The sequence below is a fragment of the Agromyces sp. NPDC056965 genome (assembly GCF_042673425.1).
GTDB lineage: Bacteria > Actinomycetota > Actinomycetes > Actinomycetales > Microbacteriaceae > Agromyces.
This window is the reverse complement of record NZ_JBHURI010000048.1, coordinates 1-22757: the sequence shown is the minus strand read 5'-3', so window position 1 is coordinate 22757 and position 22757 is coordinate 1. Positions and strand designations below refer to the sequence as shown.

The window sequence follows — 22757 nt, the reverse complement described above, 5'->3', positions numbered from 1 at the left end:
AAGCGGGAGGGCCGCCCCGTGGCGGCCCGAGTCACCAACTGTAGCCGAGACGGCGGGAGTTGCGACCGGTCGTTGCAGGGCTGTGATGTGGCACGACCCGCGAGGCCCGAGCCGCGCGATTCCGGGGGGCTACGCGTGCAGCGCGGCGTTCAGCTGCACACCCTCGCCCGAGCGGGAGAGGGCCTCGACCTGGCCGTTCAGCGAGTTGCGCCGGAACAGCAGGTTCGGCACGCCAGAGAGCACGACGGCCTTGACGGTGTTCGGTCGTTCGCCGGGGCCGCCGTGCAGCACGACCTTGGTGCCGGCGGTGACGTACAGCCCGGCCTCGACGACGCTGTCGTCGCCGATCGAGATGCCGATGCCCGAGTTCGCGCCGAGCAGCGCACGCTCGCCGATGACGACGCGCTGCGTGCCGCCGCCCGAGAGCGTGCCCATGATGGATGCCCCGCCGCCGATGTCGGAGCCGTCGCCGACGACGACGCCCTGCGAGATGCGGCCCTCGACCATCGAGGCGCCGAGCGTGCCGGCGTTGAAGTTGACGAAGCCCTCGTGCATCACGGTGGTGCCCGGCGCGAGGTGCGCGCCGAGGCGCACGCGTGCGGCGTCGGCGATGCGCACCCGCTCGGGCGTGACGTAGTCGAGCAGGCGCGGGAACTTGTCGACGCTGACCGCGTGGATGCCGGCGCGCTGCAGTGCCGGGCGCAGGCGGTCGAAGTCGGTCGGATGCACCGGGCCCGCGTTCGTCCAGACCACGGCGGGCAGGTGGGCGAAGATGCCGTCGAGGTTCACCGTGTTCGGCGCTGCGAGCAGGTGCGAGAGCACGTGCAGGCGCAGGTAGGCATCGCTCGTGCCCGTCGGGGCCGCGTCGAGGTCGATCGTGAGCTCGACGGCCTCGACGGTGACGGCGCGGCGCTCGTCGGCACCGGCGAGTGCGAGGTGCTCGGCCGCGAGCGGCGCTGCGCTGTCACCGAGCACCGGTGCCGGGAACCACGTGTCGAGCACGGTGCCGTCTGCGGCGACGGTCGCGAGTCCGGTTGCGGAGGCGAGGCGGGCAGGGCTGGGCGCGACGTCGTTCGTGGGCATGGTTCAAGGGTAGCGAGCCGGCGCCGGACTGTGACGTGCCGCTGCATTCGTAGACTGGGGGCATGCCTGCCGCCGCATCACCGTTCACGCTCGACCTGACCGCAGATTCCGTCGCCATCACGCAGGCCATCTGCGACGTGCCGAGCGTCTCGGGCGACGAGTCGCTGCTCGCCGACCTCGTCGAGCAGGCGCTCGCCGGGGCATCCCACCTCGAGGTGATCCGCGACGGCGACACGATCGTCGCGCGCACGAACCTCGGCCGCGAGCGCCGGGTCGTGATCGCCGGGCACCTCGACACCGTGCCGATCAACGAGAACCTGCCGACCCGCTTCGAGACCGAAGACGGCGTCGAGTACCTGTGGGGGCGCGGCACGGTCGACATGAAGGCGGGGGTCGCGGTGCAGCTGAAGCTCGCGCTCGAGCTCACCGATCCCATCGTCGACCTCACCTGGATGTGGTACGACAACGAGGAGGTCGCGGCCTCGCTCAACGGCCTCGGTCGGCTCTCCCGCACTCGTCCCGACCTCTTCGCCGGCGACTTCGCCATCCTCGGCGAACCGTCGAACGGGCAGGTCGAGGGCGGCTGCAACGGCACCCTGCGCGCCGAGGTGTGGACCACCGGGCTGCGGGCGCACTCGGCGCGCAGCTGGGTCGGCGAGAACGCGATCCACAAGCTCGCGCCGGCGCTCGCGAAGCTCGCGGAGTACCGGGCGGAGACCGTCGAGGTCGACGGGCTCGCCTACCGCGAGGGGCTGAACGCGGTGCTCGTCTCGGGCGGCATCGCGGGCAACGTGATCCCCGACGAGGCCGTGCTCACCGTCAACTACCGGTTCGCGCCGAGTCGCAGCGTCGCCGAGGCATCCGCCTTCGTCACCGAGTTCTTCGACGGCTTCGAGGTCGCGATCGTCGACAGCGCCGAGGGTGCGCGCCCCGGCCTCGACGACCCGCTCGCGCAGCAGTTCGTGCGTGCGGTCGGCGCCGAGGCGCGTCCCAAGTACGGCTGGACGGATGTCGCGCGCTTCAGCGCCCTCGGCATCCCGGCGGTGAACTTCGGCCCGGGCGACCCGCTCAAGGCGCACGCCGACGACGAGCGGGTCGACATCGCCCAGATCCTGCACACCGAGGTCGCGCTCCGCGCCTGGCTGACCGGCGCCACCGCCTGAGCGACCCGGCCTCGAAGAGCACCCCGTGACCACGCCGTCGGCCGCCCTCCGCGAACCCGACCCGTTCCGCGCGACGCGCTGGTCGCCGCGCGTGCGCTGGCGGGTGGCTCCATGGTGGGCGAAGGTCGCCCTGATCTTCCTCGGGGCCCGCGCGATCACCACGGCCATGGTGCTCGTGATGGCGAGCCTCCAGGGCTCGAACCCGTGGACGCAGGCCCGCCCCGGCTACTTCGAGTACGCGAACCTCTGGGACGCGCGGTGGTACCAGATCATCTGGCTGGGCGGCTACCCGGCCGACCTCCCGCTGACCGAGACCGGTCAGGTCGCCGAGAACGCGTGGGCGTTCCTGCCCGTCTATCCGATGTTCGTCGGCCTCGTGAACTCGCTCGGGGTGCCGTGGAACGTGGCATCCGTCATCGTGTCGCTCGCCGCCGGTCTCGGAGCGGCGCTCATCACGTACCGGCTCATGTCGCGGTTCCTCGAGCCCGACCGGGCGCTCTTCGCCGTCGTGCTCTTCTGCGTCGCGCCGGTCTCGCCGATCATGCAGTTCGGCTACGCCGAATCGCTCGGCCTGCTCTGGCTCGCGCTCGCGCTGCTCCTGCTCGTCGATCGACGATACGGCTGGCTCGTGCCCGTGCTCGCCGTGTGGGCGTTCACGCGGCCCGGGGCGCTCGCCTTCGCCCTCACGCTCGGCCTGCACTGGCTGTGGCGCTGGTTCTCGCGGCGGAGCGACCCGTTCCCCATGCGGGAGCGGGTGCTCGCGGCATCCGTCACGGTGTTCGCGGGGATCGTCGGCCTCGCCTGGCCCGGTGTCGTCTGGGCGGCGACGGGGGAACTGCACGGGTACACGGCCACCGAGCTGGCGTGGCGCTCGGCGTACATCGGCTACCAGGAGCTCGTGCCGTTCACGGCGTGGTTCCAATCGGCCGACTGGTGGCTCGGCCAGCCGCTCGGTCCGATCGTCGTCGTCGCGCTCATCGCCGGGTTCACGGTGACGCTGTTCCTGCCGGCGGTGCGCCGCCTCGGCGTCGACCTGCGCCTGTGGCTCGCGAGCTACGCGCTGTACCTGCTCGCGGTGTTCTTCCCGCAGTCGAGCACCTTCCGCCTGCTCGCACCGATGTTCCCGCTCGTCGGTGCGATGGCCCAGCCCCGGGCGCGCTGGTACCGCTGGGGGATGGTCGCGCTCTCCCTTGTGCTGCAACTCGGGTGGCTGCTCATCGCATGGGGAGTCGACGGCCGCGATTGGACGCCTCCCTGATCGGAGCACGAATTCGGCAATCGGAGAATGCCCTCCGTCTGTGGGAAGTCGTCAATCGGCTTGTCCACAGGCTCGCGGCGATTTCCCAGCACCGCCTGTGTTAGCAGATAATGGAATCTCAGCCACGAAAGGGGAGCTCAATGGCGGCCATGAAGCCACGCACCGGAGACGGGCCAATGGAGGCTGTGAAGGAGGGTCGACTCATCATCGTTCGAGTTCCACTCGAGGGTGGCGGGCGCCTCGTCGTCTCGGTGAACGATGCTGAGGCCAAGGAGCTGTATGACGTCCTCGGCGGCGTCGTGAATCCCGCCTGAGTCACATCACTCGAAACGAGCCCCGAGATCTCTCGGGGCTCGTTTCGTTTCCGTCTGCTGCGGGCGCTAGACGCCGAGCTTGACGATCTGCAGCAGCCCGTCGCCGGCCGGGGAGATCGCCGTCGCGACCGCCGTCGAGGTCGAGAGCTCCGAGATGAGGGTGCGGTAGGCGCTCGCCGACTCGTCGCGTCGCGCGGGGTCGGCCACTCGGCCCTTCCAGAGCGCTCGCGCGACGAGCACGATGCCGCCGGGCTTCGCCAGGCGCAGGCCGTGTTCGGCGTATTCGATGACCGACGGGGCGTCGGCGTCGATGAAGACGATGTCGTACGAGCTCTCGTTCATGCGCGGCAGCACCTCGCTCGCGCGCCCGGCGATCAGTCGCACTCGCGCTGCGGCGATGCCGGCGTCGGCGAAATGCTGGCGGGCGTGCTGCTGGTACTCGTTCTCGGTGTCGATCGAGGTGAGGAGCGCACGGCGTGCGGCCTGCAGCATCCAGAGGCCCGAGACGCCGACTCCGGTGCCGACCTCGATGATCGACTGGGCGCGCGATGCGGCGGCGAGCACCGCGAGTTGCGCACCCACGGCAGGCGAGACCGGCTCGACGCCGAGCTCGAGCGATTGCTGACGGGCCTTGGCGATCGACTCGGTCGGGGCGACCGAGTCGTCGACGTACTTCCAGTTCAGGTCGTGATCTGACACGTGGCGGCTCCCGGGTGGATCTCTCAGTGCCTAAGCCTAAGGTGAACGCGCCGTGGCGTTTGCACGCCTCGCCGCCCACTATCCTGTAGGGGTGTTCGGTCTGACGTTCGAGAAGCTCCTCATCATCGGGGTGATTGCCGTCTTCCTGCTCGGGCCGGAACGACTGCCGCATTACGCCGCGCAGCTCGGCCGACTCGTGCGCTCCCTGCGCGACATGGCCAACGGTGCGAAAGACCGCATGCGCGACGAGATGGGCCCCGACTTCGACGACGTCGACTGGAAGAAGCTCGACCCGCGCCAGTACGACCCGCGTCGCATCATCCGCGAGGCGCTCACCGATGTCGACCCGTTCGCCGAAGAGGCGCCCGCGCCCGTCGTCGCGCGGGCGTCGGTCAACGACAACTCGGCCTACCTGCAGCGCAAGCGCAAGCGCGAGGGGCTCGGTGCCGACGAACCGGCGCCGTTCGACTCCGAAGCGACCTGATCGGCGCGGCGCTGCCGAGAGGCAGGGCCGAGCGGATGCCGCGTGGCGGCACGGCGCCGGGCGGGCGCCTGGTCAGCGCAGGCGCACGACCTTCAGCGCCTGCGCGAGCAGCACGAGGAGCGGCGCCTTCTGCTCGTACTCCTTCGCGGTGCGGGGCAGTTGCAGCAGCCCCGTCACCGATGAGATCGTGACGGGCTCGACGAAGCGCAGGAGCCCGGCCTCGCCGTTGCGGCGGCCGAGACCCGACTGCTTGACGCCGCCCATCGGCGCCGCCACCGAGGCGAACGAGCCCCGGTACCCCTCGTTGACGTTGACGCTGCCCGCCTCGAGGGCGTCGGCGACGCGGCGTGCGCGCCCGGCCGACGCGGTGAAGACCGAGGCGTTCAGGCCGTACTCGCTGGCGTTGGCCGCGAGCACGGCCTCTTCGTCGCTGCCGATGAGGTAGAGCGAGGCGATCGCGCCGAAGGTCTCCTCCGCGTACACGAGCATGTCGGGGGTGACTCCCGTGAGCACGGTCGGTTCGAAGAACCACGGACCGATGTCGGGGCGGTGCTTGCCGCCGACGAGCACGACGGCGCCCTTCGCGACGGCGTCGTCGAGGTGCGCCTGCACGCGTGAGAGCTGCGCAGCGCTCGCGAGCGAACCGAAGTCGGCGCTGAAGTCGAGGCCCGACCCGAGCCTGGCCGACCGCAGCCGCTCGACGAGCGCCTTCTGGAACGGGCCGGCGACCTTCTGGTGCACGTAGATGCGCTCGATCGAGACGCAGAGCTGGCCCATCGCCGAGAAGGCCGCGTGCGCGGCGTTCGCCGCAGCCGTCGCTGGGTCGACGTCGTCGAGCACGAGCAGCGCGTTCTTGCCGCCGAGCTCGAGCGAGGAGCCGACGAGGCGGCGGCCCGCCTTCTCGCCGATCTTGCGGCCGGTCGCCGTCGAGCCGGTGAAGCAGATGTAGTCGGCGACATCCGTCAGCGCCTCGCCGACCTCGGAGGCCGGGCCGGCGACGACGGCCCAGAGCGCCGCGGGCACACCGGCGTCGATGAAGGCGCGGCGCAGGGCGAGGATCGAGAGCGCGCCCTGGTCGTCGGCCTTCTGCACGACGCCGCACCCGGCGGCGAGGGCGGGCACGACGTCCATCGCGGCGAGGCTCAGCGCGAAGTTCCACGGGGTGATGACGCCGACGACGCCCTTCGGGCGGAACTGCACCCGGCTCGTCGCCACGGTCGGGAGGCCGGAGCGGATGGGGCGGCCGTGCAGCACCTTGCGGGCGGCCAGCGCGTTGTACCGGGTCACGGAGACGGCCTCGAAGATCTCCTCGAAGGCCTGCCCGCGCGTCTTGCCGCTCTCGAGCTGGATGAGGTCGAGCAGCATCTCGCGGCGCTCGAGGATGAGGTCGTGCGCCCGCAGCAGCACACGGCGGCGTTCGGCGAATCCGGCGCGGGCCCAGGCGAGCTGGGCGAGCCGTGCCCGGGCGAACGCGTCGAGCACGTCGTCGGCGCTCGAACGCGGCAGTTCGTGCAGGATCTCGCCCGTCGACGGGGTCGGGACGGAGGTGGTCTCGGAGCCCGAAGCGACGACGTCGTCGCTGAGGCTCGCGTACAGGTCGGGGGAGGCCGTGGGGGCGCGCATGCGCACAGTCTAGGACAGTCGACCGCGTTCTAGGTCAGTTGACCCAGTTCGCGGTCCGACGGGTGCCGACGGGTGAGTACACTGCCTCCATGACCGCATCGGTGCGAACCCTGTCCCGCGGTGTCGTGACCCGCTATGCGATCGGATCCATCGGCACCGGCGGCTTCGCCACGCTGCCCGGCCTCGTGCTCGTGTACTACCTGACCGACACCCTCGGGGTGACCGCGCTCGTCGCGGGACTCGTCGTCACGGCCGCCAAGGTGTGGGACGTCGTGATCGACCCGTGGATCGGCGAGCGCAGCGACCGCGCGCTCGCACGCACCGGCACGCGTCGCACGTGGATGATCGTGGGCGCCGTCGCGCTGCCCGTCGGCTTCATCCTCACGTTCGCCGTGCCGACCGGCCTCGACCCCGGGGCATCCGGCATCTGGGTGTTCCTGGCCTTCCTCGCGACGGCGACGGCGTTCAGCCTGTTCCAGGTGCCCTACATCGCGCTGCCGGCCGAGCTCACGTCCGACTACGACGCCCGCACCAGGCTCCTCACCTGGCGCGTCGTCGTGCTCACGGTCGCGATCCTGCTCTTCGGCGCCGGCGGCCCCGAGGTGCGCGCGGCGTTCGCCGACGAGCACACCGGGTACCTCGTCATGGCGATCGTGGCGGGCGTCGTGATCGGCGCGGGCATGCTCGTCGCCACGACGACCGCGGCGAAGGCCGGTGCGCCGAAGCCCGGTGCATCGACGGATGCCGCGCCACGCCGGGACATCCGTGCCGGTTACGCCGAGGGCTTCGCCGCACTCAAGCGCAGTGCGGCGTTCCGCGCCCTGCTCGCGGCCTTCGTGCTGCAGGGGCTCGCGACGGGCCTCATGCTCGCCGGCGCCCAGTTCGTCGCGACGTGGGTGCTCCGCGACGAGCGCGCGGTGACCTTCCTCTTCGTCGCGCTCATCGGCCCGGCGGTGCTCTTCGCGCCCGTCTGGCAGGCCGTCGCCCGCCGCGTCGGCAAGGAGCGCGGGTTCGCACTCGCGAGCACGCTCTTCGGCATCGCCGCCCTCAGCCTCGTCGGCATGATCTGGGCGCCCGGCGCGTGGGTGTACGTGCCCGTCGCGCTCGCGGGCGCCGGCTACGCGGGCATGCAGTCGCTGCCGATGGCGATGCTGCCCGACGTGATCTCGCACGACGCCCGCACGCACGGCATCGGCCGCGCCGGCAGCTTCGGCGGCGTCTGGACGGCGGGGGAGACCGCGGGCATGGCGCTCGGCGCCACGGTGCTCACGATCGTGCTCGCGCTCACGGGCTACGCCGAGTCCATCGGCTCCCAGACGGTGACCCAGTCGCCGGCCGCGGTCGCGGGCATCGCGATCAGCTTCAGCGCGATCCCCGCGCTGCTCGTCGCAGCGAGCCTCGTGGCGCTGCGCAAGTACCCGCTCCGACGCGCCGACATCGAAGCCGATGCCGCCGCTCCCACTGCAGAGACGATGGCATGATGACCGAACTCCGCCGCGAGGCAGCCGAGATCCTCGCCGAACTCGAGGCGATGCGCGCGCTCGACGCACCCACGCACGGCGGCCGGGTGCTCTCGTACGTCTACGACTCGGGCCTCGGCGAGCTCGACGAGCTCGCGGCCGGCGCCGCGCGCCTCGTGCAGCCCGTCAACGGCCTCGACCCCACGACGTTCACGTCGGTCGCCGCGATGGAAGCCGGCGTCGTCGGCTTCGCCCGGCGCGTGCTGGGCGGCGCCGGCGACGACGAGATCGTCGGCTCGGTCACCTCGGGCGGCACCGAGAGCTGCCTGCTCGCGGTGAAGTCGGCGCGCGACCTGTGGCGGTCGGTGCGCGCCGGCAGCCCGCGGGTGCCGCGCATCGTCGCCCCGGTGACCGTGCACGCCGCATTCCACAAGGCCGCCGAGTACTTCGGGCTCGAGCTCGATCTCGTGCCGGTCGACCCGATCACGGGCGTCGTCTCGGTCGCCGCGATCGAGGAGCGACTCGGCGACGACGTCGCCCTCGTCGTGGTGAGCGCACCGTCGTACCCGTTCGCGGCGCTCGACCCCGTCGCGGATGTCGCGGCGATCACCGGCCCGCGCGGCATCGCGCTGCACGTCGACGCGTGCATCGGCGGTTTCGCCCTCGCCTTCTGGCCCGACGACCTGCCGGCGTGGAACCTGTCGGTTCCCGGCGTCACGAGCCTCTCGGCCGACCTGCACAAGTACGGGTACGCGCCGAAGGGCGTCTCGGTGCTGCTCACGCGCGGCCGCGACCGCCAGCGGTTCCAGTACTTCGCGACGACCGCCTGGCCGGGGTACCCGGTCGTGAATCCCACGCTCACCGGGTCGAAGCCCGCCGGGCCGCTCGCTGCGGCCTGGGCGATCATCGAGGCGCTGGGCGAAGACGGGTTCACCGAGCTCACCGCCCAGGCGGCACGCGCGACCGCCGGACTGCGCGAGGTCGTCACCGGCATCCCTGGACTCACGGTCGTCGGCTCGCCGACCGGCCCGCTCTTCGCGGTCGCCACCGACGAGTCGGTGCCTGCCGAGCTGCGCGTCGACCCGCACCACTGGGCGGATGCCGCGCGCGCGGCCGGTTGGCACCTGCAGCTGCAGCCCGCGCTCACGCAGGCCGACGGCACCCGGCTGCCCCATACGACCCACCTCACGGTGACACCGGTGACGGAGGCCGTGGTCGGCGAGTTGTCGACGGCCCTCGTGGCGGCCGCCGATGCCGTGCGAGGCGAGCCGCCCGTCGACGGGCAGGCGCTCGTCGCCGGGCTCGCCGAGACGCTGCCCGGTGGCCTCGACGCACTCGCGGGGGCATCCGCCGGGCTCGACTCCGAGAGTGCTGCGGGTCTGCTCCGCGCCTTCGGGCTGCTCGGCGGTGCCGAGGCCCGCACCGCGGACCCCGCTGACGGCGCGGCGGGCGCCGACGGTGCCCTGCCCGACCGGCTCGCTCCGGTGCTCGCGCTCGTCGGTGCGCTGCCGCCGCAGCTCACCGAGCGCTTGCTCGTCGAGCTGATCGCGCGGGTCGTGGAGCCGCCGTCGGCTCGCGACCTCGGCTGACGATCAGGGGTCGAGGATGAACGCCCGCTCGCCGGTCAGCGGCCGGAGCCGGTCGTCGATCGGGAACGGCACCTCGTACTCGACCGCGGGCGCGTCGATGGCCCCGAAGTCGTCCTTCTTCAGCGTGAGCACCGAAGCGGAGACCTCGGTGATGCGCACGCGAAGCCAGGTGTCGTCGTCGAGTCGCAGCTCGTACAGATCGGCGAGGTAGCCGATTCCCGTCGCCTCGAGCGCCTCCTCGGCGCTCAGCCAGTCGAGCGAGTCGGTCAGCGGTCGTCCGAGCAGGTCGATGACCACGAAGCCCTCGCCGTCGGGGCGCATCCACCCGAGCAGTTCACCGTCGCCGCGCCGATGCGCGATCCAGTCAGCGGGTACCGTCATCCGTCGAGCATAATCAGCTCGTGCGGATCCGCCCCGCAGGGTCGACCGTGATGACGACGGTCTCCACCTTGCGGTTGAGGGCGCGGTAGACCACGTAGATCAACCACAGGCCGCCGGTCAGCAGCACGAGGATGAGGTTCCAGAACCAGCCGATGCGCTTGTTCTTGGAGACCACCGCCTGGCCGGCGGCGACGGACTGCACCGTCCAGCCGCGCTGCGCGTACCTCGCCACCTCGGCGTTGAGCAACTGCGCGCGCGACTCGTCGGACAGTGCGGCAGGAGACGGATTCGGGGTGCTCATGCCCGGATTCTATCGAGCCTCGGCCCGAGCGCGCATGTGCGGTCCGGGGGTCTGCGGGGTTCGCGGCGGTGCCCGTCACTGCAGCCCGCATCGCTCGCCGTAGTACGCGTACAGCTCGGCCTTCAGCGTGTCGCCCGACGATCGGTCGAGTCGGCCCTCGCGCCCGTCGCCCGTGCGGATCTCGAACGGCAGGATCGTGCCGCGCTTGTCATCGGCGATCGCGTGGGCGTCGCAGCGCGCCGGGCGCACCGGCAGCGTGATCGTCACGGGTGCGCTGCCGGCCGCGACCTCGGCGTCGAGCGGCCAGTCGACGCCGCCCTCGGCATTCAGCAGCGTCGTTCCGTACACCCGGTCGATCACGAACGAGCCGTCGCCGGATGCCGCGGGCACGACCTCGACGTCGATGAACGCCCGCTGCTCCGCACCGCTGCCCGTCGTGCGCAGGTGCTCTGGCATCTCGATCGCGGCGACCCGCTCGACCGACTCGGCGAGGCAGTCGGAGTTCGCGACGCGGGCGAGTGTGCCGTGGGGGTCGTCGGCGATGAGCTCGCCCGAGGCCCTGCCCGTCGGCGTCGCGACGTCGAGCAGGATCGTCGCCTCGGGTTCGGGCGTCACCTCGCCGTCGCCGCAGTTGCTCGCCGACAGCGGCATCCGGACCTGCAGGGCATCGCCCGGCGCGACCTCGAACGGCTCGTCGCGGACCATGCCCGGGGCGAGCGTCGGCGATTCGAGCTCCAGGCGCTCGACCGTCACCGATTCGTCGCCGTCGTTCTCGATGCGCACCACCAGTCGGTGCGCCTCGATGTCGAGACGACCCTGCTGCACGCGGGCGGAGAGGCTCTCGGGCAGCCCAGCAGCGGGAATCCGGGCCAGCGGAGCGCATGCGCTGAGCCCGACCACGGTCATGGCGCCCGCGAGAGCGGCGGCGAGGGATATCGCGAGCCGGCGGGTCAGGCGGGCGCGCGACATCCGTTCACCGGACCGAGACGTCGAGTCGTCGACCGGCGAGCGATCGGGGCACGGCGGCGAGCTGCGCGGCGACGTGCTCGATCGCGCGGGCAGCCGGGTCGTCGGGTTCGGCGAGCACCACGGGCATGCCGTCGTCACCGCCGCGTCGGAGGGCGACGCTGAGCGGAACGCTCGCGAGGAGCGGCACCGGCGCCGGCTGGCCAGCCGACAGGCGCTCGGCGACGATCTCGCCGCCGCCGGCGCCGAACAGGTCGAAGATCTCGCCGCCGGGCTGCGCGAAGCCGGCCATGTTCTCGACGACGCCCACGATCTTCTGCCCGGTCTGCCGCGCCACGACTCCGGAGCGCTCGGCGACATCGGCCGCCGCGGGCTGGGGGGTCGTCACGACGACGACCTCGGCGTTCGGCAGCAGCTGCCCGAGCGAGATCGCCACATCGCCGGTGCCCGGCGGCAGGTCGACGAGCAGCACGTCGAGGTCGCCGAAGTACACGTCGGTGAGGAACTGCGAGAGCGTGCGGTGCAGCATCGGCCCGCGCCAGGCGACGGCGACCGATGACGCGCGCCCGCCCTCCTCGCTCGGCTCGACGAACATGCCGATCGAGATGACCTTCACGCCGTGTGCGACGGGCGGCAGGATCATCTCGTCGACGCGCGTGGGCCGGGCGGCGAGGCCCGATTCGTCGACGAGGCCGAGCAGGCCGGGGATCGAGAAGCCGTGCACGTCGGCGTCGACGAGTCCGACCGAGAGACCGCGGGCGGCGAGTGCCACGGCGAGGTTCGCGGTGATGGTCGACTTGCCGACGCCGCCCTTGCCGCTCGTCACGGCGATCACCCGGGTGAGGCTGCCGGGGCCGAAGGGGTTGCCGCGCGCCGCCTTGCCGCCGCGCAGCCGCTCGGTGAGTGCGGCGCGCTGCTCGGGCGTCATGACCGAGAGCACGACCTCGGCGTTGCCGTCGCCGACGACCGTCTCGGCCGCCTGCCGGACATCGCGTTCGATGCGGTCGGAGGCGGGGCATCCGACGATCGTCAGGCGGATGCCGACCTCGACCCGGCCGTCGTCGCCGACGACGACGCGGTCGACCATGTCGAGCTCGGTGACGGGCTTGCGGATCTCGGGGTCGATGACGCCCGTGAGCGCCGCGCGAACGGCGGTCTCGAGCGCGGCCGGGTCGGCCGTGGCGGGGTCAACGGCCGGCATGCTCCGCGTCCTCCTCGTCGCGTCGGTCGAGCTCCTCGATGATGGATCGGAGCTCTGAGCGGATGAATTCGCGCGACGCCAGGTCCTTCATCGCGAGGCGCAGCGCCACGACCTCGCGGGCGAGGTACTCGGTGTCGGCGAGGTTGCGCTCGGCGCGCTGGCGGTCCTGCTCGATCTGCACGCGGTCGCGGTCGTCCTGCCGGTTCTGCGCGAGCAGGATCAGGGGGGCGGCGTAGGAGGCCTGCAGCGAGAGCACGAGCGTGAGGGCGGTGAAGCCGATCGCGATCGAGTCGAAGCGCCACTCCTCGGGCGCGAAGGTGTTCCACACCATCCAGCCGATCGCGAACACCGACAGCCCGAGCAGGAAGCCGGGCGTGCCCATTCCGCGAGCGACCCACTCGGTGAAGCGACCGAACCGGTCGCTGTCGCCCGAACCGCGGAAGGACGGGGCGCGGCGCGTGCCCTTCGGTGTGTCGAATCGCCGGTCGTCGGCGTCAGCGCGTGCCATCTCCTGCCCTCCTTCCGTTCGAGATGGGGATACTCCCCGTCGTCAGCTGGGCTCGCGCGGCTGCGCGGCGCCCCACCTCGGCATCTTCGGGATGACTTCGCCAGTCATCGGGCAGGAGGTAGTCGAGCACGTCGTCAATCGTCACCACCCCGACGAGTCGATGCTTCTCGTCGACGACCGGCACCGAGACGAGGTCGTAGCTCGCGAGGATGCGGCTGACCTCGGCGGCCGAGGTGTCGGCGCGCACGGGCTCGAGGCCCTGGTCGATCAGGGTGCCGAGCCGCTCGTGCGGCGGATAGCGCAGCATGCGCTGGAAGTGCACGATGCCGAGGAAGCGCCCGGTGGGCGGCTCGTACGGCGGCAGCGTCACGCAGACCGCGGCGCCGAGCGCGGGCGGCAGGTCGTGGCGGCGGATGAGCGCGAGGCCCTCGGCGACGGTCGCGTCGGCCGAGACGATGATCGGCTCGGGGGTCATGAGGCCGCCGGCGGTGTCGGGCCCGTAGGAGAGGAGGAAGCGCACGTCTTCGGCCTCTTCGGGCTCCATGAGCTCGAGCAGGTGCTCGCCGCGCTCCTCGGGGAGCTGCGCGATGAGGTCGGCGGCGTCGTCGGGCTGCATGTGGTCGAGCACGTCGGCGGCGCGGTCGTCGCCGAGGCCGGCGAGGATCACGACCTGGTCGGACTCGGGCATCTCCTCGAGCACGTCGGCGAGACGGTCGTCGGAGAGCTCCTCCGCGACCTCCTGACGGCGCTGGGCGGGCAGGTCGAGGAGCGTGTTCGCGAGGTCGGCGGGCTTCAGCTCGGAGTACGAGGCGATGAGGTGCTCGGCGGACTGCGCCTCACCGGGCGGGTTCACCTCGCGCACCTCGCGCCAGGTGACGTAGGCCGACTGGCCCTTGGAGAACGGCGACGCGCCCTTGGGGCGGCGCACGAACAGCTGGTCGACCTGCCATTCGCCGGGCTCGAGCTCTTCGATCGCGACGTCTTCGATCGAGGCGTCGCCCGAGCCGTCGATGAAGGCGACCTTGCGGCCGAGCATCTCGGCGATCACGCGCACCTCGCCGCCGCGCTGCTCGAAGCGGCGCAGGTTGATGAGGCCCGTCGTGATGATCTGGCCGCCGCCGATCGACGTCACGCGGCCGATGGAGAGGAACACGCGGCGCTTGCCGGGAATCTCGACGATGAGGCCCACGACGCGAGGAGGGTCGTTCTTGCGGTACACGACGAGGACGTCGCGCACCTTGCCGACCCGATCGCCGGCGGGGTCGAAGACGGCGCACCCGGCGAGTCGGGCGACGAAGACTCTCGTGGCGCTCACGGTTCCAACTTAGTCCCGGATGCCTCGTGCGCGGCCCGTTCCCGGCCGTGGGCGGGCGCGTCGTGGGAGAATGACCGGGTGAGCACTCAATCCCCGTTCGGCGGCCGAGTCGGCCGTGCCTACCCGATCCTGCCCAAGGGCGAGACGGTGGCGAGCTTCGAGACCTATGCCGAGGCGCAGGCCGCGGTCGACGCGCTCGCCAAGGCCGAGTTCCCCGTGAAGGAGCTCGCGATCGTCGGCACCGACCTCACGAGCGTCGAGCGCATCACGGGCAAGCTCACGTGGGGCCGCGCCGCCGGCGCAGGCGCCCTGTCGGGTGCCTGGTTCGGCACCTTCCTCGGGCTCCTGTTCTTCATCTTCGCGCCGACCGGTGCGTCCGTCGGCATCCTCATCTCGGCGGTGCTCATCGGTGCCGGCTTCGGCATGATCTTCAGCGTCGTCTCGTACTCGATGAACCGGCGTCGCCGCGACTTCACCTCCGTGGGGCAGGTGCTCGCGACCAAGTACGCGATCATCGCCGAGAGCGCGCACGTCGATCGCGCCCGCAGCGTGCTCGGCGTCGACGCACCCGCGCCCGAGCGACCCGCTGCGAACCTGCCGGTCGAGAACGGCGGGCGTCCGCTCAGCTACGGCGAGGCGACGGATGCCGCGAAGCGCGCCGCCGCCGAGGCGGCCCGGGCCGCGCAGGCCCCCGCTCGCCCGCGCTACGGGGAGCTCGCCCCGGCGGCCGACGCCGGCGACGGGGCATCCGCTGCACCGCAGGCCGATGGCGCGGATGCCCCGGCGACGACCGAACCGCCTGCCGCGGAGCGCTGAGCGCGTCCCTCGGCGACGTTCCGGGATCGAGGCGTCTTCTCAGACTCGCGATATAGCGTGACCGAATGGTGACGCAGGACGAGATCGCAGCGGAGATCGCCGAGGGCGAGCGACCCGATCGGCCGATCATGCGGTTGCTCCGAGCCATCCGTCACCGCATCGAACGCAGGCCGGGGCTGCGTCGCGCCTACCGCGTGGCCGTCGCCGTGCTCGGCGGCCTGATCGCGACCGTGGGCCTGCTGCTCGTGCCGCTGCCCGGGCCCGGTTGGCTCATCGTCTTCCTCGGCCTCGCGATCCTCGGCACCGAGTTCGCGTGGGCGAAGCGGGTCGCCGCGTTCGCCAAGCGCCAGCTCGCCCGCTTCTGGGCATGGTGGCAGGCGCGCCGGGCGGCTCGCCCGGTCGTCGGCGACTGACGGCTACCAGGCGTCGATCGCCGAGGCCGACAGTGCGAAGCCATGACCGCTCGCGCTGTCTTCGCAGCGCACGCCGTCGTCGACCGGTTCGCACGACACGTCGCCCACGGTGATCCGTTCGCCCGCGGCGAGCACGTGCGAAGCCGTGAAGCCGCCGAAGTCGGCGTCGGTGTTCCGGCGCGGAGTCGGGGCCTCCGCGCCGCGCACGACGAGTCCGTCGCGGCAGCCGATCGCTTCCGACTCGAGCTCTGCGCAGAAGTCCGCGAACGAGGTGTCCTCCCACTGCCAGGTCTTGGCCTCCCCGACGGCGCAGCCCCATGCGGCGACGGCCGGGTCGCCGGACGGCTCCTGGATCTGGCAGTTCACGGCTCCGGACCCGACGCCGAAGACCACGCCCGGCACGTATTCGTCGACGTACAGCGCGGGGTCGACCTCGATCGGAGCTGAGGGCTCAGGGGTCGGGCTCGGCTCAGCGACGGACGTCGCGTTCGGCGACGACGTCGCGTGCTCGTTCGGAGTGCTCGATGCGCCCGCCGCGCAAGCGGTGAGCAGGAACGGGATCGTCACCGCGACGAACAGGGCGGCGGTGAGCGACGGGAATCGGGTCATTCCCGGAATCTACTCGACGGCGTGCGAAGAGGACTCCGGGTCTGCCCTGTTGCCCATCACGATTCGGTTACCGAGTGCCGCCCTGCACCCACGCCTCGACCTCGTCGGCCGTGCGGGGGATGCCGGCCGAGAGGTTCTCGGCGCCGTCGGCGGTGACGAGGATGTCATCCTCGATGCGGACGCCGATGCCGCGGAACTCCTCGGGCACGGTGAGGTCGTCGGGCTGGAAGTAGAGACCGGGCTCGATCGTGAAGACCATGCCGGCCTCGAGCACGCCGTCCATGTACATGTCGCGTCGCGCCTGCGCGCAGTCGTGCACGTCGAGGCCCAGGTGATGGCTCGTGCCGTGCACCATGTAGCGACGGTGGAACTGGTTGTCGGGCTCGAGCGACTCTTCAGCCGAGACGGGCAGGAAGCCCCACTCGGCGGTCTTCCGGGCGATGACCTGCATCGCAGCGGCGTGCACCTCGCGGAACACGATGCCGGGCTTCACGATCGCGAACGCGGCATCGGCGGCCTCGCGCACGGCCTCGTAGATCTTGCGCTGCACCTCGGAGAAGGTGCCGTTCACCGGGAAGGTGCGCGTGATGTCGGCCGTGTAGTAGCTGTCCATCTCGACGCCGGCGTCGAGCAGCACGAGATCGCCGGGCACGACGGGGCCGTCGTTGCGGGTCCAGTGCAGGATCGTGGCGTGCGGGCCGGCGGCGGCGATCGAGTCGTAGCCGACGTCGTTGCCGTCGAGGCGGGCACGGGTCGCGAAGACGCCCTCGATGACGCGCTCGCCGCGGACCTCTGCGGTGATGCGGGGCAGTTCGCCGATGACCTCGGTGAAGCCGCGCTGCGTCGCGTCGATCGCGGCGCGCATCTCGGCGATCTCGAACGAGTCCTTCACGAGGCGCAGTTCGGAGAGCACGCGAGCGAGCTCGGCGTCGGGCTCGTGCGTACCGCCCACTTCGAGCGAGAACGGAGCGTCGGAGGCGTTCGTCGACAGTGCCTGCTCGGCGGCGAACCGGATGCGGGCGTGGTCGACGCGCTCGGTGACGGATGCGTCGGCCTCGCGCAGCACGAGAGTCGCCGTGTCGACGGCGTCGATGACCCGGTCGAATTCCTCGAGTCCCCGGGTTGCGAGGTCGAGGTCGGCGGCGACGTGCGCGAGCGAGGGGCGCGCGCCGATCCAGAATTCGCCGATCGCGGGGTTCGCGTAGAACTCCTCGGAGTCGCGGCCCGCGCGCTCGCGGAAGTACACGGTGGCCTCGTGGCCGTCGGTCGTCGGCTCGAAGACGAGCACAGCGCCGGGCTCAGAGTCGGAACCCCAGCCGGTCAGGTGCGCGAACGCCGAGTGCGCGCGGAACGGGTAGTCGGTGTCGTTGGCGCGCTGCTTCATGTCGCCCGCGGGCACGATGAGTCGCTGGCCGACATAGGCCGCCGAGACCTTCGCACGGCGTGCGGCGGCGAACGAAGCCTGCTCGCGCGCCTGGGGCAGCGCCTCGTCGCGCTCGGCCCAGCCGCTGCCGATGAAGTTCTTGAAGCCCTCGGAGCCGGGCGTCGTCGAACGGTTCGCGTTGCGGCCGCCCTCCTCGCTCGCGGTCGTCACGGAACCCGTGGTCTCGGTCGTGGAGGTGTCGCTGGTGTTGGCCATGCGACCATTCTCGCACCGTCGCCTGTCAGTCGGCCTCGACGAGCGTCGAGACGATCGGCCGGTGATCGCTGCCGGCGTCGTCGTAGCCGTCGAGCACCTCGAACGCCTCGACGCTCCAGTTCGGGGTCGCCATCACATGGTCGATCGGGCTGCCGAAGAACGGCGGCACATCGGTCGGCCAGGTGCCGACGCCTGCGGCACCGGCCTGCACTGCGGCATCCGCGCAGTTGCCCATGTCGCCGCCGTCGGTGCTGTGCCCGGCGAAGTGATCGACCGTGGCGTTGAAGTCGCCCGCCATGATGACGTCGTCGCCGGCGCACTGCTCGGCCAGCCAGTCGAGGTCGCTGCGCCAGTTGCGCAGTTCCCATCGGATGGGTGCGACCGCGTGCACGGCGATGATGCGAGGGCCGTCGCCGTCGGACGGCTCTGCGACGACGCTCGGCAGGGTGTTGGTGTTGCCGGGCGGGCCGGGCTCCTCGGGCGAGACGACGTCGTAGTCACCGAGGTCGGGACTGATCAGGATGGTCGTCGAGCGGGCCTTCGCGATGTCGTCGTACGCGGCCGTGTGCACCCACATCGGGCTGCCGCCCTCGCGCATCGCGATCGCGACCTCCTCGCCGAGCGGCTCGGTGGTCTCGGGCAGCACCACGACGTCGGCGCCCCGTTCGATCGCGAGATCGGCGATGGTCGACGCCTCCGGCACCTCGCCGAGCGTGTTCCACGAGAGCACCGTCACTGAGTCGGGGCCCGACTCGGCGGTGGATGCCCCGAACCCGCGAGCGGTCAGCACGGCCACGTTGCCCGCGGCGAAGAGCGCGAACACGGCGGCCACCGCGAACGCGAAGACTCGGACGGGCCGTGCGAGGGCGAGCAGGAGAAAGACGACGAGGGCCACGATGCCGCCCGCGGCCGCGGTGCCGCGCAGGGCGACGACGTGCGCCGCCACCCACTGGTTCTGCAGGCCGAAGGCCTGCGGCCACACGAGCACGAGCGCGACGGCGGCGGTGCCGAGCACGATGGCCCAGCCGAGGATGCGGGGGAGCATTCAACCAACCCTAGGCGAGGTGACCCGTGGCGCGCCCCGGATAGCATGGCAGGATGCCAGAAGCCACCGTCGTCGCGGGCGAAGCCGACCTGCACACGCACTCGACGGTCTCCGACGGCACCGAGGCGCCGGCGGAGCTCATGCAGCAGGCCGCACGCGCGGGCCTCTGGGGCGTCGCGCTCACCGACCACGACTCGACGAGCGGATGGGCAGAAGCAGCCGCAGCCGTGCCCGACACGGGCGTCGCGCTCATCCCCGGCATGGAGCTCTCGACCCGCGAGGGCTACACGAGCGTGCACATGCTCGCCTACCTGATCGACCCGCTCGACGAGGCGCTCATCGCCGAGACGGCGCAGATCCGCGAATCGCGGCTCACCCGCGCCGAGGCGATCGTGCGCAGCATCGGCCGCGATTACGCCCTCACGTGGGACGACGTGCTCGCCCAGACCGTCGAGGGCACGACGATCGGCCGGCCGCACATCGCCGACGCCCTCGTGGCCCGAGGCCACGTCGCGACGCGTTCGGCGGCGTTCGACGGCATCCTGCACCCTCGTGCCGGCTACGCGCGGCCCCATTACGCGCCCGATCCGCTCACGGGGGTGCGACTCATCCGCGAAGCCGGGGGAGTGCCGGTGCTCGCACACCCCGGCACGCGCGGCGCCGAGCGGGTCATCCCGCCCGAGCGGCTCGAGCAACTCGTCGAGGCCGGCCTCTTCGGGCTCGAGATCGACCACCCCGAGAATCGCGAAGACGCGAAGCCGCGTCTGCGGGCGCTCGCGGCACGCTTCGGGCTGCGCATCACCGGCTCGAGCGACTATCACGGCACCGGCAAGCCGAACCGGCTCGGCGAGTGCCGCACCGCACCCGACGTCGTCGAGGCGATCATCGCCGAGGGTCGCGGGTCATCGCCGGTGCTGCCGTAGCGGACCGCTGAGGGCCATCCAGCGGCACTGGAGGGCCACCATGACGCTGTGCGGGGTCTCCGTCGATGCTCGCGGTGGATGACTCATGCATCCGGTCTCATCAATCAATAGTGTTGGCCGCACGCCGAAACGACGACGGAACGTGCTCGGCTGGCACTGAAGGAGATCAGCCGCAGATGAGCGCCATCGTTCCCGATTCACCGCTGGTCAGCGGTGATCTCCAGGTCTTGCGTTGGGTGAAGCGGACGAAGGAGATTCTCAAGTTCAGCTGGACCCCGGGGCGTGGGCCAGCGTATGGCTTCGACGGATTCGTGGGCGTTGAGCGCTTCGAGGATCAGCCGAAGCTTGGCCCAGCGGTGCTGTACGACCGCCCGATGGAGTCGTCCTACACGACCTCCATCGAGCAGTTCAACAGGAACCTGGATACGGGGCTGGTGCGGCTCGGCTCGCCGAAGAGCGAAGCGTTCCATGACCAGACGTGGTTTCGGCGGCCGCCGTTGGATCCTGCCCAACTGGAGGAGATGCTGGACAGGTTGCGCGCTGAACCACCGGCATACACGTTCTTCGACGAGTACTGGACGAGGGCTCAGCTCGAGCAGCGGGAGTGGTACTCGGTGCACGGTCTGGCGAGAGCGGATGGCGGCCTCCGCGAGGTGATCGTACTCTGCTGCTGCGTCGCGGACCCGCCCTCCGTGGCAGCTCGCGCGGCGCTCGCACAGGTCGAGGCGGGGCTCGGGTTCGACTTCGCGGCGGTGGAGGTGCAGCGCACGTATGACGTCGGTCCGGCCGTCAGTGGCATCGGGGCCCTTCGAATCGAGCGGAAGCTGCCCGCTGTGTCGTCTCATGGTCGTCTGGACCCCACGTGACTGAGATCGCACAGATTCTGATGCTGTTCATGAGGGGCGTGCTGCTCTGGGCCGTGACTCCGCTCGCCGCTCTTTCATGGATCGTGCTCGGCCCACTCACCGGGGCCTCCCTCGGTGCGTGTGTCGGCTGGTTCGACGTCAACCTGATGGTGTTCCTCCTGCGATTCGTTCTCCGGCCTCTCGCTCGCGACTCGGAGCTGTCTTGGGTTCCACTCGCCAAGATGAAGACGACCGAACACCGCTTCAGATTCCTCGGACTGTACTAGGTCGTGGTCAGTCCGCCCCAGGATCAGGCGCTCGGGAGCCCCGAGCTCCACCTCCCTGAAGCCGATCGTGGTCTCCGGCGCCGCAAGCCAGACCTGCCGATCATGCCGAGGTGAGGTGTGACACTGGCTGGATGACCGCAACGCTGCCAGCGCCCCTCGAGCTCGTCGGCTCCGCCGTGAAGCTGACACCGATGACGGCCTCTGATATCCCTGGTCTCTACCGTGCGTTGGCCCGAAGCGAGGTCTTCGAGAGCGGATACGGCGGTGGGATCGCGGGACTGCCAATCAACCTCGACGACTTCCGCGAGTTTGCGACGTCGTACTACTTGGGCGGCGATGCGCCCTCGCTCGCATGGACCGTCCGGCACGGGGCCACGGCCGGTGAACCCGGGTTCACCAGCATCGTCGGGGCGACTTGGATGGGTGATTTCGACCTCGAGAACGACAGCACGCACATCGGAGCCACTGCGTATCGCCCGGAGGCGTGGGGCACGATCGTGAATCCGGAAACCAAGCTGCTCACGCTCGGACTCGCCTTCGACAGCGGCTTCAATCGGGTCAAGATACAGGCGGACTCCGTGAACGCACGATCCCGAAACGCGATCGAACGATTGGGTGCCGAGTTCGAGGGAATCCTTCGGCGCGACCAGAAGCGAGCCGACGGCAGTTGGCGTGACACGGCCGTGTACTCGATCCTCGCGGATGAGTGGCCCGCCGTGAAGGTACGGCTCGAGCAGCGGATCGCAACCTTCGCCCGCAGTGCGGAAGACGGCGGCCCACGCAGCAACGAGAGTTAGTCAGTCGTCCTTCCTGGACGGATCGAGCGTGCGCTCGAGGATCGACTTCAGCATGCCGAGTTCGTCTGGGCTGACGGCGTGGAACAACTCCGCGGACACGCGCTTGGTGTGCTGCTGGGCATTCCGCAGAGCCTCGTCGCCCTCGCTCGTGAGCGCGAGGATCGTGACCCGCCGGTCCTGTGTCGAGGGCGTTCGGGTCACGTAGCCGAGCCGTTCGAGGTCGTCGATCACTCGGACCATGCCGGTCTTGTCGGTGTTCAGTCGCGCGACGAGGTCGCGTTGGGTCTGCACGCCGTCGCGGATCAGGAACATCACCGTGACGTGCCGGCTGGCCAGGTTCAGCGGCAGTAGCGCGTCGTTCAGTCGTTGCGTCGCCAACGTGTAGACCTGGTGGAGCAGCAGCCCCACCTCGATCGAGGCCCCCCCGCTGTCATCGCTCATGGATCGATTCTCTCAAATTCGATCCAATTGCAATTGATCCATTTGGATCTAATGGATAGGCTCCGATCATGTCCTCACTCAATGACGCAGCTCGCGAACCGCGACGGTGGCCGATGCGGTGCCTGCGGATCTCGCTGACGGTGACCGCGATCCTCATGTTCGGACAGGCGGTGCTCGCCGGTCTGTTCATGGGCGGGGAGCCGTCGGCGTTCGCCTGGCACCGCGAGATGGCGACCGTGGCGGGCATCGCGTTGATCGTCAGCATCGTGGCCGCGATCCTCGCGCGACGCCTCGGCCGGGCACCGCGCTGGCCGATCTGGGCGACGGTCGCCCTGCTCGCGCTCATGTCGCTGCTGGCGTTCGCCGGGTTCCGTTCCCTGACCGCTCTGCACGTTCCACTCGCCGTGATCGTGATCCTGCTCGCTGCGAGTCTGGCCGCATGGGCGTGGAGGTATCAGCCAGTCGCTGCTGCCGCGACCGACCCGCGCGCACCCGGCGGCGACAGCGACAGCGCGCGCACCGAGTCGGCGACGCCGACGCGCGCGTTCTGAACCGACACGCGCACCCGAAACGCACAGCGCCCGCCCGGCCGAAGCC

The 22757-nt window shown here is 70.9% G+C and carries 26 protein-coding genes; 13 read left to right on the top strand and 13 right to left on the bottom strand.

Annotated elements, in window-relative coordinates; genetic code table 11:
• Positions 1–129: 129 nt before the first annotated feature.
• Positions 130–1083: a 2,3,4,5-tetrahydropyridine-2,6-dicarboxylate N-succinyltransferase gene (gene dapD, locus ACFTQE_RS13175; RefSeq protein WP_376925501.1), complete on the bottom strand. Its 954-nt coding sequence runs from the start codon at positions 1081–1083 to the stop codon at positions 130–132.
• A gap of 62 nt (positions 1084–1145) precedes the next feature.
• Here dapD and dapE point away from each other — a divergent pair, with 62 nt between their 5' ends.
• From dapE to ACFTQE_RS13160, 3 genes are all read left to right on the top strand, one after another.
• Positions 1146–2246 (top strand): succinyl-diaminopimelate desuccinylase, encoded by a 1101-nt coding sequence (gene dapE / locus ACFTQE_RS13170; RefSeq protein WP_376925500.1) that lies wholly within the window; start codon positions 1146–1148, stop codon positions 2244–2246.
• Positions 2247–2271: 25 nt separating this feature from the next.
• Positions 2272–3504 (top strand): hypothetical protein, encoded by a 1233-nt coding sequence (locus ACFTQE_RS13165; protein ID WP_376925499.1) that lies wholly within the window; start codon positions 2272–2274, stop codon positions 3502–3504.
• Between the two features lie 140 nt (positions 3505–3644).
• Positions 3645–3818 (top strand): DUF3117 domain-containing protein, encoded by a 174-nt coding sequence (locus tag ACFTQE_RS13160; protein WP_067875042.1) that lies wholly within the window; start codon positions 3645–3647, stop codon positions 3816–3818.
• Positions 3819–3884: 66 nt separating this feature from the next.
• Here ACFTQE_RS13160 and ACFTQE_RS13155 read toward each other — a convergent pair whose 3' ends face one another.
• Entirely contained in the window at positions 3885–4517 is a 633-nt protein-coding gene (locus ACFTQE_RS13155) for an O-methyltransferase (RefSeq protein WP_375837369.1), read from the bottom strand.
• Positions 4518–4608: 91 nt separating this feature from the next.
• Here ACFTQE_RS13155 and ACFTQE_RS13150 point away from each other — a divergent pair, with 91 nt between their 5' ends.
• Positions 4609–5001 (top strand): sec-independent translocase, encoded by a 393-nt coding sequence (locus tag ACFTQE_RS13150; protein WP_375837368.1) that lies wholly within the window; start codon positions 4609–4611, stop codon positions 4999–5001.
• A gap of 72 nt (positions 5002–5073) precedes the next feature.
• Here ACFTQE_RS13150 and ACFTQE_RS13145 read toward each other — a convergent pair whose 3' ends face one another.
• Positions 5074–6624: a succinic semialdehyde dehydrogenase gene (locus tag ACFTQE_RS13145; RefSeq protein WP_376925498.1), complete on the bottom strand. Its 1551-nt coding sequence runs from the start codon at positions 6622–6624 to the stop codon at positions 5074–5076.
• Between the two features lie 89 nt (positions 6625–6713).
• Between ACFTQE_RS13145 and ACFTQE_RS13140 the strand changes: the two genes are divergently transcribed.
• Together ACFTQE_RS13140 and ACFTQE_RS13135 are read left to right on the top strand one after the other, a co-directional pair.
• Positions 6714–8105, top strand: coding sequence for an MFS transporter (locus ACFTQE_RS13140; RefSeq protein ID WP_376925497.1), 1392 nt, complete (start codon positions 6714–6716; stop codon positions 8103–8105).
• A complete protein-coding gene (locus ACFTQE_RS13135) occupies positions 8105–9673 on the top strand; it encodes a pyridoxal phosphate-dependent decarboxylase family protein (protein ID WP_376925496.1) in 1569 nt (522 codons plus the stop codon). The genes ACFTQE_RS13140 and ACFTQE_RS13135 overlap by 1 nt, the downstream gene beginning before the upstream one ends.
• A 3-nt stretch (positions 9674–9676) precedes the next feature.
• Here ACFTQE_RS13135 and ACFTQE_RS13130 read toward each other — a convergent pair whose 3' ends face one another.
• From ACFTQE_RS13130 to ACFTQE_RS13105, 6 genes are all read right to left on the bottom strand, one after another.
• Complete coding sequence (locus ACFTQE_RS13130; RefSeq protein WP_376925495.1) at positions 9677–10054, bottom strand: hypothetical protein; 378 nt, start codon at positions 10052–10054, stop codon at positions 9677–9679.
• 13 nt (positions 10055–10067) lie between these two features.
• Positions 10068–10355, bottom strand: coding sequence for a hypothetical protein (locus tag ACFTQE_RS13125; RefSeq protein ID WP_375837362.1), 288 nt, complete (start codon positions 10353–10355; stop codon positions 10068–10070).
• A gap of 75 nt (positions 10356–10430) precedes the next feature.
• A complete protein-coding gene (locus ACFTQE_RS13120) occupies positions 10431–11324 on the bottom strand; it encodes a hypothetical protein (protein ID WP_376925494.1) in 894 nt (297 codons plus the stop codon).
• 4 nt (positions 11325–11328) lie between these two features.
• Positions 11329–12522 carry an Mrp/NBP35 family ATP-binding protein gene (locus ACFTQE_RS13115; protein ID WP_376925493.1) on the bottom strand — a complete coding sequence of 398 codons (1194 nt, stop codon included), beginning with the start codon at positions 12520–12522 and terminating at the stop codon, positions 11329–11331.
• On the bottom strand, positions 12509–13030 hold the full coding sequence (locus tag ACFTQE_RS13110) for a DUF1003 domain-containing protein (RefSeq protein ID WP_375837359.1): 522 nt from the start codon (positions 13028–13030) through the stop codon (positions 12509–12511). Before ACFTQE_RS13110 ends, ACFTQE_RS13115 begins: the two co-directional genes overlap by 14 nt.
• Complete coding sequence (locus ACFTQE_RS13105) at positions 13017–14345, bottom strand: magnesium transporter MgtE N-terminal domain-containing protein (RefSeq protein WP_375837357.1); 1329 nt, start codon at positions 14343–14345, stop codon at positions 13017–13019. Before ACFTQE_RS13105 ends, ACFTQE_RS13110 begins: the two co-directional genes overlap by 14 nt.
• A gap of 78 nt (positions 14346–14423) precedes the next feature.
• On the opposite strand from ACFTQE_RS13105, the gene ACFTQE_RS13100 reads away from it, so the two are divergent.
• Both ACFTQE_RS13100 and ACFTQE_RS13095 read left to right on the top strand, forming a co-directional pair.
• Positions 14424–15161, top strand: coding sequence for a general stress protein (locus ACFTQE_RS13100; protein WP_376925492.1), 738 nt, complete (start codon positions 14424–14426; stop codon positions 15159–15161).
• 65 nt (positions 15162–15226) lie between these two features.
• The gene (locus ACFTQE_RS13095) at positions 15227–15574 is read left to right on the top strand and encodes a TIGR02611 family protein (protein WP_376925491.1); all 348 of its coding nucleotides are present in this window, start codon (positions 15227–15229) and stop codon (positions 15572–15574) included.
• A gap of 3 nt (positions 15575–15577) precedes the next feature.
• Here the strand turns inward: ACFTQE_RS13095 and ACFTQE_RS13090 are convergent, their stop codons facing one another.
• From ACFTQE_RS13090 to ACFTQE_RS13080, 3 genes are all read right to left on the bottom strand, one after another.
• Positions 15578–16183, bottom strand: a complete 606-nt coding sequence (locus ACFTQE_RS13090; RefSeq protein WP_376925490.1) for a hypothetical protein — start codon at positions 16181–16183, stop codon at positions 15578–15580.
• A gap of 67 nt (positions 16184–16250) precedes the next feature.
• Positions 16251–17822: an aminopeptidase P family protein gene (locus ACFTQE_RS13085; protein WP_376925489.1), complete on the bottom strand. Its 1572-nt coding sequence runs from the start codon at positions 17820–17822 to the stop codon at positions 16251–16253.
• A 25-nt stretch (positions 17823–17847) separates the two neighbouring features.
• Positions 17848–18867, bottom strand: a complete 1020-nt coding sequence (locus tag ACFTQE_RS13080) for an endonuclease/exonuclease/phosphatase family protein (protein ID WP_376925488.1) — start codon at positions 18865–18867, stop codon at positions 17848–17850.
• Between the two features lie 53 nt (positions 18868–18920).
• On the opposite strand from ACFTQE_RS13080, the gene ACFTQE_RS13075 reads away from it, so the two are divergent.
• The 4 genes from ACFTQE_RS13075 (at position 18921) to ACFTQE_RS13060 (ending at position 21719) form a co-directional block, all read left to right on the top strand.
• Positions 18921–19790: a PHP domain-containing protein gene (locus ACFTQE_RS13075; protein WP_376925487.1), complete on the top strand. Its 870-nt coding sequence runs from the start codon at positions 18921–18923 to the stop codon at positions 19788–19790.
• A gap of 176 nt (positions 19791–19966) precedes the next feature.
• Complete coding sequence (locus ACFTQE_RS13070; protein ID WP_376925486.1) at positions 19967–20656, top strand: hypothetical protein; 690 nt, start codon at positions 19967–19969, stop codon at positions 20654–20656.
• Positions 20653–20922 carry a hypothetical protein gene (locus ACFTQE_RS13065; protein WP_376925485.1) on the top strand — a complete coding sequence of 90 codons (270 nt, stop codon included), beginning with the start codon at positions 20653–20655 and terminating at the stop codon, positions 20920–20922. Before ACFTQE_RS13070 ends, ACFTQE_RS13065 begins: the two co-directional genes overlap by 4 nt.
• A gap of 131 nt (positions 20923–21053) precedes the next feature.
• Positions 21054–21719, top strand: coding sequence for a GNAT family N-acetyltransferase (locus ACFTQE_RS13060; protein ID WP_376925484.1), 666 nt, complete (start codon positions 21054–21056; stop codon positions 21717–21719).
• Here ACFTQE_RS13060 and ACFTQE_RS13055 read toward each other — a convergent pair whose 3' ends face one another.
• Positions 21720–22160: a MarR family winged helix-turn-helix transcriptional regulator gene (locus ACFTQE_RS13055; protein ID WP_376925483.1), complete on the bottom strand. Its 441-nt coding sequence runs from the start codon at positions 22158–22160 to the stop codon at positions 21720–21722.
• Positions 22161–22228: 68 nt separating this feature from the next.
• Between ACFTQE_RS13055 and ACFTQE_RS13050 the strand changes: the two genes are divergently transcribed.
• The gene (locus ACFTQE_RS13050; protein ID WP_376925482.1) at positions 22229–22711 is read left to right on the top strand and encodes a hypothetical protein; all 483 of its coding nucleotides are present in this window, start codon (positions 22229–22231) and stop codon (positions 22709–22711) included.
• Positions 22712–22757 lie beyond the last annotated feature (46 nt).

What these genes read in the sequence shown, in the direction of transcription:
- dapD (WP_376925501.1), bottom strand. Translation starts at nt 1,083, where the DNA reads ATGCCCACGAACGACGTCGCGCCCAGCCCTGCCCGCCTCGCCTCCGCA.
- dapE (WP_376925500.1), top strand. Translation starts at nt 1,146, where the DNA reads ATGCCTGCCGCCGCATCACCGTTCACGCTCGACCTGACCGCAGATTCC.
- ACFTQE_RS13160 (WP_067875042.1), top strand. Translation starts at nt 3,645, where the DNA reads ATGGCGGCCATGAAGCCACGCACCGGAGACGGGCCAATGGAGGCTGTG.
- ACFTQE_RS13145 (WP_376925498.1), bottom strand. Translation starts at nt 6,624, where the DNA reads ATGCGCGCCCCCACGGCCTCCCCCGACCTGTACGCGAGCCTCAGCGAC.
- ACFTQE_RS13140 (WP_376925497.1), top strand. Translation starts at nt 6,714, where the DNA reads ATGACCGCATCGGTGCGAACCCTGTCCCGCGGTGTCGTGACCCGCTAT.
- ACFTQE_RS13135 (WP_376925496.1), top strand. Translation starts at nt 8,105, where the DNA reads ATGACCGAACTCCGCCGCGAGGCAGCCGAGATCCTCGCCGAACTCGAG.
- ACFTQE_RS13130 (WP_376925495.1), bottom strand. Translation starts at nt 10,054, where the DNA reads ATGACGGTACCCGCTGACTGGATCGCGCATCGGCGCGGCGACGGTGAA.
- ACFTQE_RS13125 (WP_375837362.1), bottom strand. Translation starts at nt 10,355, where the DNA reads ATGAGCACCCCGAATCCGTCTCCTGCCGCACTGTCCGACGAGTCGCGC.
- ACFTQE_RS13120 (WP_376925494.1), bottom strand. Translation starts at nt 11,324, where the DNA reads ATGTCGCGCGCCCGCCTGACCCGCCGGCTCGCGATATCCCTCGCCGCC.
- ACFTQE_RS13115 (WP_376925493.1), bottom strand. Translation starts at nt 12,522, where the DNA reads ATGCCGGCCGTTGACCCCGCCACGGCCGACCCGGCCGCGCTCGAGACC.
- ACFTQE_RS13110 (WP_375837359.1), bottom strand. Translation starts at nt 13,030, where the DNA reads ATGGCACGCGCTGACGCCGACGACCGGCGATTCGACACACCGAAGGGC.
- ACFTQE_RS13095 (WP_376925491.1), top strand. Translation starts at nt 15,227, where the DNA reads ATGGTGACGCAGGACGAGATCGCAGCGGAGATCGCCGAGGGCGAGCGA.
- ACFTQE_RS13090 (WP_376925490.1), bottom strand. Translation starts at nt 16,183, where the DNA reads ATGACCCGATTCCCGTCGCTCACCGCCGCCCTGTTCGTCGCGGTGACG.
- ACFTQE_RS13085 (WP_376925489.1), bottom strand. Translation starts at nt 17,822, where the DNA reads ATGGCCAACACCAGCGACACCTCCACGACCGAGACCACGGGTTCCGTG.
- ACFTQE_RS13080 (WP_376925488.1), bottom strand. Translation starts at nt 18,867, where the DNA reads ATGCTCCCCCGCATCCTCGGCTGGGCCATCGTGCTCGGCACCGCCGCC.
- ACFTQE_RS13075 (WP_376925487.1), top strand. Translation starts at nt 18,921, where the DNA reads ATGCCAGAAGCCACCGTCGTCGCGGGCGAAGCCGACCTGCACACGCAC.
- ACFTQE_RS13070 (WP_376925486.1), top strand. Translation starts at nt 19,967, where the DNA reads ATGAGCGCCATCGTTCCCGATTCACCGCTGGTCAGCGGTGATCTCCAG.
- ACFTQE_RS13060 (WP_376925484.1), top strand. Translation starts at nt 21,054, where the DNA reads ATGACCGCAACGCTGCCAGCGCCCCTCGAGCTCGTCGGCTCCGCCGTG.
- ACFTQE_RS13055 (WP_376925483.1), bottom strand. Translation starts at nt 22,160, where the DNA reads ATGAGCGATGACAGCGGGGGGGCCTCGATCGAGGTGGGGCTGCTGCTC.
- ACFTQE_RS13050 (WP_376925482.1), top strand. Translation starts at nt 22,229, where the DNA reads ATGTCCTCACTCAATGACGCAGCTCGCGAACCGCGACGGTGGCCGATG.